The sequence below is a fragment of the Armatimonadota bacterium genome (assembly GCA_031459765.1).
In the GTDB taxonomy this organism is placed as follows: domain Bacteria; phylum Sysuimicrobiota; class Sysuimicrobiia; order Sysuimicrobiales; family Kaftiobacteriaceae; genus Kaftiobacterium; species Kaftiobacterium secundum.
Map to the genome: position 1 here is coordinate 1 of JAVKHY010000023.1, position 14,111 is coordinate 14,111.

Below are 14,111 nucleotides of genomic sequence, written 5' to 3' on the forward strand. Positions count from 1 at the left end.
TCAACATCCCCATGAACTATCGGCGCCACCAGATTCCACCGCCGGGGCAGCGCTCGATGTACGAGGAGTGGAACCGCTTCGCGACCGATCACCAGTACGCCCGGCAGGCGGCGATCGGCACAGCGCTGTACCTCAATCCGGTGGAGGACAGCGTCGCCCAGATCCGTCAGGCGTTGGCTTCTCGTCCGGACGGCAGGTCGGCGGCCGGATGGGTGGGCTTCTCCTACCGGACGCCGGATGCCCTCGTCAACCAGCGGCAGCGCTCCCCCGAGTACGCGCGGGCCGACCTGGCGCGCGCCCTCACCGTCGCCGATCCCGACCCGAGCCGGGCCCCGCTCTTCGCTGCGCCGGTCCCTGTTCCGCCGATGCCCTGGAAGCTCGCGCCCGCGACCGGCCACATCTACGGCGCGGCCGCCACCCCAAACGGCCCCGCCGATCAGGTCCTGATCGAGCTCTACGACGCGACCGGAAAGCTCGTGGCCTCACAGCGGACGAACGGGCGGGGCTGGTTCGGATTCGTCGACCTGAGTCCCGGCGGCTACTCCGTAGCCGCCGGCGGGGTTTCGACGATGATCACCGTCTCCGCGGGAAGAGTCGCTCCGGTTTCGCTGGTTCTCCGCCGCTAGGACGGCACAAACCGACGCAGGCCTGCGTTCCCCTGAGGGGAGAATAGATACCCGCGAGGCGGTTGGCCATCGGCAATGCGCCCAGTCCGGCTGATCATCGTCGTCCTCCTCGGCCTCTCGGTGACGGCCAACCCTGCCCGCGCTGCAACCGCGCCGCCTCCCGTGGTCCTGACGGACGTCTCCCACGCGCTCGAAGGCCGCATGTTGGTCATTACCGGGCGGGTGACGAACGCCGGCTCCGCGCCCACCGCTCCGCTGGTCATCGACGCCACGGGGTACAGCTCCTCCGGGGATCTGGCCTCCACGGGCAGCGACGGCATCCCCTGGCCGATGGCCCCGGGGCAGACCGAACGGTTCTCCATCGGTCTCCCCCTGGGCCGGACGCTCATCCGGGAGTATGTCGTGCAGGTCTCCCGCGTCCGCGCCCCGGTCCCGTACTCCTCCGCGCGCCGCACCGTCGCCGTTGCGATGTACCGCGAGTTCCTCCGGACACTGGTGGAACTGCGCGGCGACCTTTTCAAGGGGTTCCTCACCGTGCGCGCGGACGGACCCGGCCTGCCCGTGGCGCAGGTGACGGCGGAGGCCAGCGTGCTGGTCTTCAACCCGCTCCTCGACGGCTTCCAGCCCCTGCGGCTGACCCTGGACCTCGACCTCAACCGCTTCACAACGGTGTTCGTGGGCTCGCCGCACGCCTTCTTGATCTCTCTGCGCCTGGTCGACCTGCGCCTGAACGCCGGCTGGTCGGACTGAGCAGACCACCGTGCCGGCCTCCCGCCTGCTGCTCCTGGTCGACGGCGACGCGCTGCTGTATCGCGCCGCCCACGCCATCCCCCGCATGACCGGCCCCCGCGGCCTGCCCACCAACGGGCTGTACGGCTTCGCCGGCATGATCTGGCAGCTGCGCACCACCCTGACACCGTCGCACATGGCGGTGGCCTTCACGGCCGACCCGCCCCTCGTGAAACACGGGTGGGATCCGACCTACAAGATCAACCACTACGAGCATCCGGAAGAGATCAAACGGCAGATCCCCTACGCCCTGCGATTCGTGGAGGCCGCGGGCGCGCGCGCCTTCCTCGAATCAGGCTACGAGGCCGACGACGTCCTGGCCACGCTGGTCGGGCGGCGCGGCCGGCTGCCCGTGCGCATCGTGACCAGCGACCGCGACTTCTATCAGCTGGTGTCCACCGACGTCCTGGTGCTGCGTCCCGTCCGCGGCGTGAGCGAGATGCAGACGGTCGATACCGCCGCCGTATGGGCGGCCTTCGGCGTGGCGCCCGCCCAGGTGCCGGACCTGCGGGCGCTGGTCGGAGACCCGTCGGACGACATCATCGGCGTCCGGGGGATCGGCCCGAAGACCGCGGCCTCCCTGCTGCACCGTCACGGCACCGTCGAAGCGCTGCTGGATCACCTCGACGACGGCGGCCTGCGGACGCGCCTCGGTCCGCTGCGCGACCGGATTCTACTGAACAAACGGCTCTCCATACCGTTGACTGTGCCCCTCGCGCGTCGTCCCGATCTCACTGTGCGCGAGCCACAGATCCAGGTACTCCGCGCGCTCGCCGAGGAGACCGACGTCGCCACCTTCACCCCGCGATAGAACTGAGGCGGCAATCGGTGCGCCCGGTCACGCTGAATCAGAGCATCCGGCCGCAAGCCACGGTATAATAACTCCGACTGTGGGGACGTAGCTCAGCGGGAGAGCACCTGCTTTGCACGCAGGGGGTCGCCGGTTCGAATCCGGTCGTCTCCACCACGAATCCCTGCAAAACGCCGGTTCAGGGGCGCGCGGGCGCCGCGATGCCGGCCCGGATGGCCCCGATCAGCGTGGCCGCCGCCCCGCCCAACAGGCGGGCGTCGGAGCCCGCCCCGATGAAGAGGAAGCCGCGCGCGGCGCAGGCCAGAGCCTCGTCGGCGCCGGCCGCCATGTAGCCCACGGCGACCCCGTGCGCCTGCGCCGCCCGCTGGATCCGCTGCACGGCGGACGTGAACGCGGGATGATCGAACTGGCGGAACACTTTCAAGTTGGCGGAGAGGTCGTTCGGCCCGATGAACAGGACGTCCAGACCGGGCACCGCGGCAATCTCCTCCACCTGCTCCAATGCGTCGGCGGTCTCCACCTGACAGGCCACCAGCACCTGGTCGTTCCAGGCCGCGAAGTACTGGGGAAGATCCAGGCCGAAACGGTTCGCCCGCGTCCCCGCCACGCCGCGAATGCCCTCCGGAGGATACTTGGCGGCGCGGACGGCCGCCCGCGCCTCGGCCGCCGAGTTCACCAGCGGCACAAGGACGCCCAGCGCGCCGCGGTCCAGAGCCTGCTTGATCAGCGCCGGGTCGTTGGCGGCGACCCGCGTGATCGGCACCACCCCGTGGCGCTCCGCCGCCCGGATCATATTCTCCGTGGTCTCCGGCGTCGCCGGCCCGTGTTCCGTATCGATGAGCAGCCAGTCCCATCCGTAGCTCGCCAGTACCTCGACGCCGGAAGGGCAGGGCAGGCTGATCCACAATCCGAAGGTCGGCGTCCCGTTCCGGAGCTGCAGCTTCACCCGATTTTCCACCATCGCCCGCCCTCCTCGCCGAATCGACACCCGCCGACAGTTTTCTCCGCAGAACACCCGGAGCCTCCGGTAACGGTCCTGGCTAATTGGGTCGGACCCACGGAGGCGAAGCCTGCGAGGCGCAATTCACCTCCTCCCCCTGCCGGCCAGCGACGGAGGGGGCCCGGAATGCGGTCCTGGCTCGGGAAGGCTCGTCGGACGCCGCCGGAGCCGACCGTTCAGGCGCCGGTTTCGCGCATGAAACGCTGCAGGGCTTCCACCAGGGCCTGCAGCTGTTTGACAACGTCCTTGGTGCTGGGATACTCGCCCAGGCCCTTCAGCTCGCCGGCGATGCGCGCCAGATCCCGCTGGCACGCCGCTGCGGCATCGCGCACGGCCAGTCTCGGAGGCATACCACCGTCACCCCTTTCACCGTCCTGCCGCACGAGCGGCGGTCATCGGGGCTCACGCCCACCCCTATAGTGTATAGACTATCGGCCGCGGTGTGGACCACCGGTGGCGTGGTCGCCCGAGGCGCGCCACAATGGACGTGTGTGCTGAAGGGAGCGGCCCGGGGAGCAAGTATCCCAGTATCCGGCACCAACCTCGGAGGGCAGGGCTCATGGGCAGGATCGCTCGGGCGGGGGTGACCGTCGCCGTCCTCGGCCTCGCCGTGACGGTCGTCCGGCCGGCGGCATGGTCGCAGCCGACGCTGGACGACCTGGTCATCCGGTTCTTCGAGATCACGGCGTCGATCGCGCCGGTGCCGCTGCGCTACGAGGTGACCGAAGGCGGCGAGCCGCGCTTCCTGTCGCGGGGCACGCTGCGCGGCGCGGCGACGGCCATGGTGGAGGTCGCCGCACCCGGGGAGGTCGGGGCGGGGCGGTTCTACTTCGACTCCGACATGAAGTTGACCTCGGTGCGCGCCCCCGGATACCAGGTCAGACCGTCCCGGCAGCGCGATATCCTCACCCTGACCTTCGAGCCGGCGCTTCCGCCCGGAGCGAAGGTCCCGGTCACGTTCGAGTTCGAGGGTCGGCCCCTGTACCTCTACGACGAGTTCGTCGAAATCTCCGAGGGCACGCTTTATCCCGTGCTGGTCAGCCCCTTCGGCGACTTCTCCGCCAACCTGGGCCGCGTCGTCCTCACCCTGACCGTCCCCGCCGGGTACACCGTCGGCGCCACCGGCCGGCTGGTCTCCCGAAGCGGCAACACCACGACGTGGGATTCCGAGGTCGCCGTCCCCTGGGTCGCCATCGCCGGGGGCCGCCGCCACACCATCCGTGAGCGGACGGTTCAGGGGGTGGCCATGCAGTTCTACGTGCCGCCGGGAGAGGACCGCAACCTGGACAAGCTGGCCGGCTTCCTCGGCCGGTCGGTCGAGTTCTACAGCGGCCTGCTCTACCCGTTCCCCTACACGGAGTTGCGCACGATCTCGTCGCTTCGGATCTCCGGCGGCATCGGCTATCCGGCCTTCCTCCTGATCGACGACCGCGCCTTCAAGAACACCTTCTCGGGCACCCTGAACCGCGACTCGTTCCTCCTCCTCCTCATGGCCCACGAGGCGGCCCACAGCTACGTCCCGAGCCAGACCGTCCCCAAGGGGGTGGGCTTCATCTGGCTGTCCGAAGGCTTCGCCGAATACCTGGCCCTGATGGCGGTGGAGGCGCTGATGGGCCCGGAGGCGTTCCGGCGCGAACTGCAGGAGGAGCGGGACAACTACGCCCGTATCGCCGGCTCGGCCACCGAGCCGGCGATCGCCTCGATCACCTTCGCCAACTACCGCGGCGCGGCCCGCCCGGTGATCTACTCCAAGGGCGCCCTCGTGCTGCACATGCTGCGCGGCCTGATGGGGGAGGACGCCTTCAGGCAGGGCCTGGCCGCGTACTTCCGGGCCTTCCGCAGGCGGGCGGCCCGGATCTCCGACTTCCAGGAGGCGATGGAACGGGCCGCGGGACAACCGCTGGACGCCTTCTTCCGGCAGTGGATTCAGGAGAAGGTCCTGCCCGACTACACGGTGGGGGAGGTCCGCTCCGCACCGGCCGCCGACGGGGGAACCACGACCACCGCCGTCGTCCGCAACCTCGGCACGGGCCGGATGACGGTCGAGGTCGGCTTCGTCATGGACGGCGAGACGCACGTGGAGAAAGCCGACGTGCCAGCGAAGGGCGAGGTGACGGTGACGGCGAGCACCCCGAAACCGGTGAGGCGGGTCGAGGTCGATCCGCGGAAGTGGATGATCCAGAAAGACTACAAGAACGACACGGCGGCCGTGCGCTGAGACCCGGGGTCCGCCTGGGCGGCGCGCGCCGCGGGCATGGCGTGGGTGAGCCTTCTGCGAAGGCATCCCACGGTACCGCGGGGTGGTCCCCCATGCGGATCTGGCAGGTTGTGGTCGGCGGTGTGCTGATCGGCGGGCTGTTCGCCGTCGCCGGCGGGGCGAGCGCCGCGCAGATGTCCAGGCTGAAGGTGGTGCGCGACGTCCTGGCCGCGCGCGTCGAGAACCGGCAGCCGGTCGAAGCGACGGTTCCGGTCGCCGCGGACATCGGCGAACTCTTCTACTTCACCGAGGTGGCCGGCGGTCCCGGAACGATCCGGCACGTCTGGATCTGGCAGGGCCGGACGATGGCCACGGTCTCCCTCCGGGTCGGCGCCTCCCCGGGATGGAAGACCTGGAGCTCGAAGTCCATCATGCCGCAGTGGACCGGACCGTGGCGGGTGGAGGCCCGGGACGGCGACACTGTGCTGTCCTTCAAGGAGTTCGAAGTGAAGCGCTAACCGGCCATCCGCCGCTCGGCCTCGGCCCGGGTGAAGCGGTACGGTCCCGGGTGCTCCAGCTTGAGGGACACGACCGCCGCCGCCAGCCGGCAGGCGTACTCCGGATCGGCGTGGGTGCGGGCGGCAACGTACGCGGCGAAGGTGGTATCTCCGCGTCCGGTGCGCCCCCGCACCGCCCTCGGGGTGAACCGGCCCTCGTAGAACGTCCCGCCGGCGAAGGCCAACACGCCGCCGGCGTGGGTGAGGAGGACCTCCCGCGGCCCCAGATCGGCCAGGGCCCGCGCCGCCTCCCGGAGGTCCGTCCTCCCCGTGAGCACTTCCGCCTCCGCGTCGTCCGCTTTGAGGTAGGTCACCGCCGCCAGATCCCGTTCCTTGCCCGGCCAGTCCCGCGTCACCAGCACGTCGCCTTCGCGCACCCGGGCGAATCCCTGGACGTCGAGCCCGACGGAGCCGCGGGCGGCCAGGAGGCGGACGGTCTCGGCGGAAACCTCGCCGGCCATGAGCGGGGTGATGATCGTGACCCGCGCCTCGAGCGGAGGGATCTCCGCCGCCGTGAAGGGACCGGCGAAGCCGAGGGGGTGGCAGAGGCGGCGGTCCGTTGAGGGGTCGGGGTAGATGTTCTCGATCCCCGTCGTCTGCGGGGCCGGCGACGCATGGACGACGATGCCCTCTCGGCGCATCTCCTCGAGGAAGGGGAAGTCGTCGGGATGCAGCTTCGTGACCACGGCCACGGTGTAGCCGAGGCGGCGCGCCGCCATCGCGCCGTAGTAGACCCCGCCGCCGGAAGCCGCTTCCGCCGCTCCGCCGACGACCAGGCGGTCCCGGGCGAAGTGCCCGACGAAGGCGACGTCGATATCGGCGCTCATCGCGGCCCGGGCCCCAGGAGGGCGGGTTCGGCGGTGAACTCCAGGACGCGCTCGCACCACCGCGCGGCGTCCAGCAGACGATCCTCGGCCAGCATCGGGGCGACGAGCTGGACGGCCAGGGGCAGCCCGCCCCGGGCCAGGCCGCTCGGCACCGCGAGCGACGGCAGGCCGGTGAAACTCCAGGGCGCGCAGAAGATCGGGTCGCCCGTTGTGCCCTCGGCCAGCGGCGGCGCCGGAGCAGGAGCGGCCGGCAGCAGGAGAAAGTCGCAGGACTCGAAGACGGTCGTCATCGCCTTGCGGAAGCGGGCGCGCTCCTCCTGGGCCAGGAGGTAATCCACCCCGGAGACCGTCTGTCCGGAGCTCACCAGCTCTCTGATTTTCGGCGGATAGGCGTCGGCGTGGAGCGGGAACCACCGGTGATGGTAGGCGGCGGCCTCCACGCGCAGGACGAGCCGGCCCACGTCGTCGATGCGGGTCCAGCCGTCGGGCAGAGCGACATCCCCGATCGTCGCCCCGGCGCGGGACAAGGTGCGGGCCACAGCCTCCAGATGCGTCCCGACCTCCTCCGCGGCGTAGCGCTCGAGGAACGCCCGCGGGATGCCCAGGCGCGGCGGCGCCGGAGCGGGCGCGGCCGGAGGCCGGGAAGGTTCGGCCAGGGCGGCAAAGACCAGCGCCGCATCGTCCACGGTGCGGGCGAAGATGCCGACGTGGTCCAGGCTCCACGCCAGCGGGGTGACGCCGTCCAGGCTGATGGCCCCGTAACTGCCCTTGAAGCCGACGACGCCGCAGTAGGCCGCGGGGCGGATCGTGGACCCGATGGTCTGGGAGCCGAGGGCCAGCGGCACCATCCGCGCCGCGACGCCCGCCGCGGAACCGCTCGAGGATCCCCCGGGGGTGTGGTCGAGGTTCCAGGGGTTCCGCGTCGGACTCGGATCGGCGAAGGCGAAGGGCGTCGTCACCGTCTTCCCCAGCATGATCGCTCCCGCCTGGCGCAGGAGCGCGGCGCAGCGCGCGTCGCGCTCCGGTGTGCGGTGGGCGAAGGCTCCGGCGCCTGAGCCGGTGACCATCCCGGCCACGTCGAAGATGTCCTTCAGCGCGACGGGCACGCCGTGGAGCGGTCCCCGCAGGAAGCCGGCCCGGGCTTCGCTATCCAGCCGCCGGGCCTGCTCCAGCGCGCCGCGCCCGTCCACGTGCACCCAGGCCTGCAGCTGCGGATCGAGGCGCGCGATCTGGGCCAGACAGGCTTCGACCACCGCCACCGGGGAAAGGGCCGCGGAACGGACGGCGGCGGCGATCTGCAGGGCCGTGAGACGGTGCGGTTCTGCGGACGGCACGGAGACTGAGTTCTCCGCCCGCGGAGGTCCTCCCCGCCGGAGGACGCCGGCTACGTCTGCGCCGTGGCCAGATTTCCGATCATAAAGCCGAAGATGCCCGGCTCGACGACGCTGGGCACCAGGTGCGTGAGTACGACGACGCCGCGGTCCACGGGACAGCGGATCACCTCCAGTTCCTCCAGCGAGTAGGGGCTGACCACGCGGCCCAGGACCTGACCGCCCCGGACCTCGCCGCCGAGATCGGTCACCTCCGGCAGCAGCAGGCCCCCGTGATGGGGGCGCAGGGTGACGATCTCGCGCAGGACGATCTGGGGCGGAGGCGGCGTCGCGGGACCGGGGAGCACTCCGAGCGTGCGCAGGATGTTGAGCAGGCCGGCGATGCCGCGGGCCACGTAGGCGCTCTGGTCGACGCGCCCCCCGCCCAGTTCCACAACGACGGAACGGATGCCCAGGTCGCGGGTGACGCTGATCGACGTCCCGGGCAGCGGGTCTCGGGGGCGGTACAGCAGGGACGAGCCGAAGGCGCGGGACAGAGGCTCGGCGTTGATGATGTAGACGTAGTCCACCGTGGGCGTGGACCCGCCGGCGTGGAGGTCGATGTAGACGTCCAGCGGCCGGAGAAACTCCTCCACGATCTTGTGGGCCATCTGCTCCGTGAGGTGCCCCCCGGCGTGGCCGGGGAAGACGCGGTTCAGGTTCATCATGTCGATGGGCGTCCCGCGGCTGACCGCGGCGTAGGAGAGGGGGTTGGCCACCGGCATGACCAGCAGCCGGCCGGCCAGGCCCCTCAGGTCCGCCGTCTCCAGGAACCGGCAGACGATCTCCACGCCCGTGGCCTCTTCGCCGTGGATCCCCGCGGAGATGCCCACCGTGGGGCCGGGCGCCTCTCCCCGGATCTCGTGCACCGGCAGGAACAGTCCGGTACCGCTGGCCAGCGTCCCGACGGGAACCGGACGGTAGGTGCGGGTCGGCATCAGCACCCTCCTGTTCTTCGTGCGCTCATGGGCTCATGACCGTGTCGGCATGCCTCATTGGGGGCGGAACTTCGGGTCGAGGAGATCGCGGATCCCGTCGCCCACGAGATTGAAGCCCAGGACCGTGGCCATGATGGCCAGGCCGGAGAAGGTGGCGATGTGCGGCGCGTCCCGCAGGTACCGCGTGCCGAAGGCCAGCGTCCACCCCCAGGAGGGCGCCGGCGGCTGCACCCCCATGCCCAGGAAGGACAGCGTGGATTCCGCGACGACCGCGGTGCCCATGCCCAGCGTGGCCAGGATGACCACCGGGGAGACCACGGAGGGAAGGATGTGCCGGAGCAGGATGCGGAGGTCGCCCGCGCCGATGGCCCGCGCCGCCTCCACATAGGCCTTCTCCTTCTCGGCCAGCGTCACGGCCCGCACCACGCGGGCGTACTGCGTCCAGAAGACCAGCACCAGCGCGACGATCACGCTCGTCACGCCGGCCCCCAGTGCGGCGACCAGGGCCAGGGCGAGCAGGATGGCCGGAAAGGCCAGGAAGGTATCCACCAGGCGCATCGCCGCCCCGTCCACCCACCGACCGTAGTAGCCGGCGAGCAGCCCGACCGCGACGCCCACCGCGGCGGCCCCGCCCACGGAAGCCGCCGCCACGAGCAGCGACACCCGCGCCCCGTAGACCAGCCGGCTCAGCAGGTCCCGGCCGATGTGGTCGGTGCCCAGCGGATGCCGTTCCGAGGGCGGCGCCAGCCGGGACAGGATGTCCACCTGCTCGGGGTCGGCGGGCGTGATGAGGGCCGGTGCCGCGGCCGCGCTACAGATCACCGCCACCACGGCGAACCCGACCCTGGCTGACAGCGTCAGCCGGCGCCACAGCCGGCGGCGGGCGACACGCCCGGCCCGGCCGTTCCGCACGCCGCGGGCCGGCTCACTCGTAGCGGATGCGGGGGTCGATGAAGGCATAGGTCAGGTCCACCAGGAGGTTGAAGAGGGAGAAGACCAGGGCCAGGATTAGCACCGCTCCCTGCACCACCGGGAAGTCCCGCTGCCCGATGGCCTGAACCACCAGGCGTCCCATCCCCGGCCAGCCGTAGATGGTCTCCGTGACCACCGCGCCGCCCAGGGCGTTGCCGAACTGCAGGCCGACGATGGTCACGATGGGGAGGAGCGCATTGCGCAGGGCGTGGCGGAACACGACGACACGTTCGTGCTGTCCCTTGGCCCGGGCGGTGCGCACGTAGTCCTCTTCCAGGACCTCCAGCAGCGCCCACCGGGTCAGACGGCTGAGCAGCGCCAGGTTGAAGAAGGCCAGCGTCACCGTCGGCAGGAGCAGATGCCGGAGGCTGTCCAGCGCCGCGGACAGGTCGCCCGAGAGCAGCGCCTCCAGGAGGGGCGCGCCGCGTCCGAAGGAGGGCAACCAGTTCAGCCTGACGGCGAACAGGAGGATGAGGAGCACGCCCAACCAGAACACCGGCATCGAGACGCCGAGCTGGGCCAGGAGCATCGTCCCCGTGTCCACGACCGTCCCGCGCCGACGCGCCGCCAGCAGACCCAGCGGGATGCCGGCCAGGACGGCCACGACGATCGACGCCGTGGCCAGTTCCAGCGTGGCCGGCAGCGTCGAGAGAATCAGGCGCAGGACGGGCACGTCGAGGGTGATGGAGCGGCCGAAGTCGGCGCGGGCCACCCGCCACAGGTACAGACCGAGCTGCACCAAAACCGGCCGGTCCAGCCCCAGGAGGTGGCGGAACCGGCTCAACTCCTCGGGGGACGCCTCCTGCCCCAGCAGCGCCACGGCCGGATCCCCCGGCAGGAGGAGCAACAGGGCAAAGGTCACCACCGCCGCACTCAGGACGACGGGCAGGAGCAGCGCCAGGCGGCGGGCGGCGTAGCGGGCCATGGGAGAAGACCGCTTCCGCGGTCCGGTCCTACCCCTACGGCACGCTCGTCGTCCACAGCGACCGGAAGCTGCCGCTGGGAATGGGCGTGAATCCCTCCACGCGGCGGCTGATTCCCACCACGTATCCCTGATAGGTCAGCACATAGTAGGGCAGGTCGGCGGCGATGATGCGGGCCACCTCCCGGTAGATGCGCGCCCGCTCGTTGGGATCGGCCTTCTGCCGTCCCTCGTCCAGCAGCGCGTCCACCCGCGGGTTGCTGTACTTCTCCCAGTTCTGGCTGCCCTTGCTGTGGAACTGGTTGTACATCCCGCGGTCCGGATCAACCAGCCCCAGCCATCCCACCAGCACCACCTGGTAGTTGCCCGAGAGCAGGGCCTGGACCAGTCCCGGAAACTCGGTGATCTCCAGGCGCGCCTCGATCCCCGAGGAGCGCAGGATGCTGATGAGCAGCTCCGCGATCTGGACGCGGTTGGGGTCCTCGCTGTGGGTGCGCAGCGTGAGGGCCAGACGCTGTCCCCCGCGGTCCAGCACACCGTCGCCGTTGGTATCCCGCCACCCGGCCTCGGCCAGCAGGGCCTTGGCCCGGGTGATGTCGTGACCCGGCTGGGTGATCTCGTCGGTGTAGATGCCGGACCAGGCCGGCAGCAGGACGGACGTGGCCGGACGATCCATCTCGCGGTAGATCTGCCGCACGATGGTCCGCTGCGGGATGAGGTGGGCGATGGCCCGGCGGATGCGGAGGTCCCGGATCAGCGGATCCGCGAGGTTCATATTCAGATAGGTGATCCCCAGCCCCGTCATCTCCACCACGCGCACGCGCGGGGACGACTTCAGCCGGGCCACATCCTGGGGGGAGAGAGGGGAGTGGATCAGGTCTACGTCCCCCGCCTCCAGCGCGGCCGCCCGCGTCGTGTTGTCGGGGATGATGTGGAAGATCACCTGGCCGAGCTTCGGCCGGCCCTTCCAGTAGTCGGGGTTGGCCTCCAGGACGATCCGGCTGTTGCGCTGCCAGGAGACGAAGCGGTAGGGGCCGGTGCCGACGGGCTTCATGGCGAACTCCCCGCCCGCCCGCTCCACCGCGGCCCGGGAGACGATCCCCATGTCGGCGTACTTCAGCAGCGGCGCGTACGGGGCGCTGAGGGTGAACCGCACGGTCCGGTCGTCCGCCGCCTCCACCTTCGTGATGGGCAGGTAGAGGCCGCGCAGCGGCGCGCGCAGCGCCGGATCGAGGATCGTCGTGTAGGTGAAGACCACATCCCCGGCCGTCAGCGGGGTGCCGTCGTGGAAGCGCACGTTCGGCCGCAGCCGGAACTGCCAGACGGTGGGCGAGACCTGCGTCCACGACTCGGCCAGGGCCGGCTGGGGCCGAAGCTGCGGATCGAGCTCGACCAGGCCGTCGAAGACCTGCTCGATCACGCGGCGCGCCGTAGTGTCGTTGGCCAGGCGCGGGTCGAGGGTGCCGGCATCGACGTCGATGCCGATGCGCAGGGTCCCGCCAGCGGGAGCGGCGCCGACGGGGAAGGAGGCGGCCAGGGAGACCACGACCGCCAGCACAGGGAGCAAACGCATTCGGAATCCAGTCACGGAGAACTCTCCTCCTGATCGGAATCGGTGCAATGAATCGCCGTAGGATTCGCGCCCCCTCCGCCTTCTCCCTACGCCCCGCCTCGGTCGGCAACCCGGAGGGCCGATGCCGCGCAGCATCACGCCGGGGGCGCCGGGGAGCATGAATCCCGGCCCGCTATGGAGAACTTCTGGACCCACTACCTCCGGTTTACAAGGGGGCACGGACATGGGCGCCACCTATCGAGCCGAGCACGTCGGCAGCTTTCTGCGCCCCGCCGAGTTGCTGGAAGCCCGGCGGGCGGGCGCCGATCCCGACCGCCTCCGGGCGATCGAGGACCGCCACATCCTGCGGGTGCTGGACAAGCAGCGGGAGCTGGGGTTCGACGTCTACACCGACGGCGAGCTGCGCCGGCGGAACTTCATGAGCGACTTCACCGACGCCGTGGAGGGCTTCGACCTGGGCGAGGCCGTCCCCCGATCCTGGCAGGGGCAGACGGCCGTGGCGGTGAGCAGCGTCACAGGCATCGTCAACGCCAGGCTGCGGGCCGTGCGCCGCCTGACCGGCCACGAACTCCCCTTCCTCAAGGCGCACTGCCCGGGCCACATCAAGATGACCCTGCCCAGCAGCAACCAGTTCCCGGCCATCTCCTTCAAACGGGGCATCACGGACAGGGTCTATCCCAACCACTCCGCCCTGCTGTGGGAGATCGTGCCGATCATGAAGGCCGAGGTGGCGGCGTTGCTCCGGGAGGGCGTGCACTACATCCAGATCGACGCCCCCCGGTACAGCTACTACATCGACCCGAAGTGGCGTACCTACATCAGGACCGAGATGGGCCTGGAACCGGACGCCGCCCTGGACGAGGCGATCCGCGCCGACAACGAGGTCCTGGCCGGGGCCAAGCGGCCCGGCGTGACCGTCGCCATCCACCTCTGCCGCGGCAACAACCGCAGCCAGTGGTACGCGGAGGGCGGCTACGACCCCATCGCCGAGAGGCTCTTCTCCTCCCTGAATGTGGACCGCTTCCTGCTCGAATACGACGACGAGCGCTCGGGGACGTTTGAGCCCCTGCGCTTCGTCCCGCCGGACAAGACGGTGGTCCTGGGCCTGGTGAGCAGCAAGCGGCCCGCCCTGGAGTCGCCGCGCGACCTCATCCGGCGTATCGAGGAGGCCAGCCGCTTCGTGCCCCTGGACCGGCTGGCCCTCAGCCCGCAGTGCGGCTTTGCCTCGGTGATGGAAGGTAACCTCCTCAGCGAGGACGACCAGTGGGCCAAGTTGCGCCTGGTGGTGGAAACAGCGGAGACGGTCTGGCGGTGATCCCGAGGTGAAGGCCCTCTCTGGAGGTGGAAGCATGCGGAAGGTGGTCCTGGCGGTCGCAGTCGCAGCCCTGGTGGTGAGCCTGTGGACGCCCGGCATCGTGGGCGCCCCGGCGGGGACGGTGAAGCTGGGCGCGGTCATCCCCCTCACCGGCCGGTTCGCCGGCGGCGGGGCGCAGATCCGCGCCGGGTACGAGATCGCGGTGGAGGACATC

At 70.6% G+C, this 14,111-nt stretch carries 15 protein-coding genes and 1 tRNA gene; 8 read left to right on the forward strand and 8 right to left on the reverse strand.

The annotated features are described in order from the left end of the window. From QN141_13895 to QN141_13910, 4 genes are all read left to right on the forward strand, one after another. Positions 1-626, forward strand: a 626-nt coding sequence (locus tag QN141_13895; protein ID MDR7559571.1) for a hypothetical protein, incomplete at its 5' end; no start/stop codon positions are given. Between the two features lie 75 nt (positions 627-701). Beyond that, positions 702-1,376, forward strand: coding sequence for a hypothetical protein (locus QN141_13900; protein ID MDR7559572.1), 675 nt, complete (start codon positions 702-704; stop codon positions 1,374-1,376). 10 nt (positions 1,377-1,386) lie between these two features. Then, entirely contained in the window at positions 1,387-2,226 is an 840-nt protein-coding gene (locus tag QN141_13905) for a 5'-3' exonuclease (protein MDR7559573.1), read from the forward strand. An 81-nt stretch (positions 2,227-2,307) separates the two neighbouring features. Then, positions 2,308-2,382, forward strand: a tRNA-Ala gene (locus QN141_13910). A gap of 22 nt (positions 2,383-2,404) precedes the next feature. On the opposite strand, the gene QN141_13915 is transcribed toward QN141_13910, so the two are convergent. Together QN141_13915 and QN141_13920 are read right to left on the reverse strand one after the other, a co-directional pair. Then, positions 2,405-3,187, reverse strand: coding sequence for an aldolase/citrate lyase family protein (locus QN141_13915; protein MDR7559574.1), 783 nt, complete (start codon positions 3,185-3,187; stop codon positions 2,405-2,407). 215 nt (positions 3,188-3,402) lie between these two features. After that, complete coding sequence (locus QN141_13920; GenBank protein MDR7559575.1) at positions 3,403-3,576, reverse strand: hypothetical protein; 174 nt, start codon at positions 3,574-3,576, stop codon at positions 3,403-3,405. Positions 3,577-3,785: 209 nt separating this feature from the next. On the opposite strand from QN141_13920, the gene QN141_13925 reads away from it, so the two are divergent. Both QN141_13925 and QN141_13930 read left to right on the forward strand, forming a co-directional pair. Continuing rightward, a complete protein-coding gene (locus QN141_13925) occupies positions 3,786-5,444 on the forward strand; it encodes a M1 family aminopeptidase (protein ID MDR7559576.1) in 1,659 nt (552 codons plus the stop codon). A gap of 92 nt (positions 5,445-5,536) precedes the next feature. Then, positions 5,537-5,941, forward strand: coding sequence for a DUF2914 domain-containing protein (locus QN141_13930; protein ID MDR7559577.1), 405 nt, complete (start codon positions 5,537-5,539; stop codon positions 5,939-5,941). Here QN141_13930 and QN141_13935 read toward each other — a convergent pair. From QN141_13935 to QN141_13960, 6 genes are read right to left on the reverse strand one after another with little or no spacing between them, the layout of a single operon-like run. Further along, a complete protein-coding gene (locus QN141_13935) occupies positions 5,938-6,807 on the reverse strand; it encodes a PfkB family carbohydrate kinase (protein MDR7559578.1) in 870 nt (289 codons plus the stop codon). The genes QN141_13930 and QN141_13935 overlap by 4 nt on opposite strands. Further along, positions 6,804-8,141: an amidase gene (locus QN141_13940; protein ID MDR7559579.1), complete on the reverse strand. Its 1,338-nt coding sequence runs from the start codon at positions 8,139-8,141 to the stop codon at positions 6,804-6,806. The genes QN141_13935 and QN141_13940 overlap by 4 nt, the downstream gene beginning before the upstream one ends. A gap of 50 nt (positions 8,142-8,191) precedes the next feature. Then, positions 8,192-9,115 carry a succinylglutamate desuccinylase/aspartoacylase family protein gene (locus tag QN141_13945; GenBank protein MDR7559580.1) on the reverse strand — a complete coding sequence of 308 codons (924 nt, stop codon included), beginning with the start codon at positions 9,113-9,115 and terminating at the stop codon, positions 8,192-8,194. Between the two features lie 54 nt (positions 9,116-9,169). Continuing rightward, a complete protein-coding gene (locus QN141_13950) occupies positions 9,170-10,027 on the reverse strand; it encodes an ABC transporter permease (protein MDR7559581.1) in 858 nt (285 codons plus the stop codon). 13 nt (positions 10,028-10,040) lie between these two features. Next, complete coding sequence (locus tag QN141_13955) at positions 10,041-11,012, reverse strand: ABC transporter permease (protein MDR7559582.1); 972 nt, start codon at positions 11,010-11,012, stop codon at positions 10,041-10,043. A 34-nt stretch (positions 11,013-11,046) separates the two neighbouring features. Beyond that, on the reverse strand, positions 11,047-12,597 hold the full coding sequence (locus tag QN141_13960) for an ABC transporter substrate-binding protein (protein ID MDR7559583.1): 1,551 nt from the start codon (positions 12,595-12,597) through the stop codon (positions 11,047-11,049). Positions 12,598-12,805: 208 nt separating this feature from the next. On the opposite strand from QN141_13960, the gene QN141_13965 reads away from it, so the two are divergent. Together QN141_13965 and QN141_13970 are read left to right on the forward strand one after the other, a co-directional pair. Then, entirely contained in the window at positions 12,806-13,897 is a 1,092-nt protein-coding gene (locus QN141_13965) for a methionine synthase (protein ID MDR7559584.1), read from the forward strand. A gap of 34 nt (positions 13,898-13,931) precedes the next feature. Further along, positions 13,932-14,111, forward strand: a 180-nt coding sequence (locus QN141_13970) for a branched-chain amino acid ABC transporter substrate-binding protein (GenBank protein ID MDR7559585.1), incomplete at its 3' end; no start/stop codon positions are given.

Coding starts and splice junctions, on each gene's coding strand:
- QN141_13900 (MDR7559572.1), top strand. CDS start 702: ATGCGCCCAGTCCGGCTGATCATCGTCGTCCTCCTCGGCCTCTCGGTG.
- QN141_13915 (MDR7559574.1), bottom strand. CDS start 3,187: ATGGTGGAAAATCGGGTGAAGCTGCAGCTCCGGAACGGGACGCCGACC.
- QN141_13920 (MDR7559575.1), bottom strand. CDS start 3,576: ATGCCTCCGAGACTGGCCGTGCGCGATGCCGCAGCGGCGTGCCAGCGG.
- QN141_13925 (MDR7559576.1), top strand. CDS start 3,786: ATGGGCAGGATCGCTCGGGCGGGGGTGACCGTCGCCGTCCTCGGCCTC.
- QN141_13930 (MDR7559577.1), top strand. CDS start 5,537: ATGCGGATCTGGCAGGTTGTGGTCGGCGGTGTGCTGATCGGCGGGCTG.
- QN141_13935 (MDR7559578.1), bottom strand. CDS start 6,807: ATGAGCGCCGATATCGACGTCGCCTTCGTCGGGCACTTCGCCCGGGAC.
- QN141_13945 (MDR7559580.1), bottom strand. CDS start 9,115: ATGCCGACCCGCACCTACCGTCCGGTTCCCGTCGGGACGCTGGCCAGC.
- QN141_13955 (MDR7559582.1), bottom strand. CDS start 11,012: ATGGCCCGCTACGCCGCCCGCCGCCTGGCGCTGCTCCTGCCCGTCGTC.
- QN141_13965 (MDR7559584.1), top strand. CDS start 12,806: ATGGGCGCCACCTATCGAGCCGAGCACGTCGGCAGCTTTCTGCGCCCC.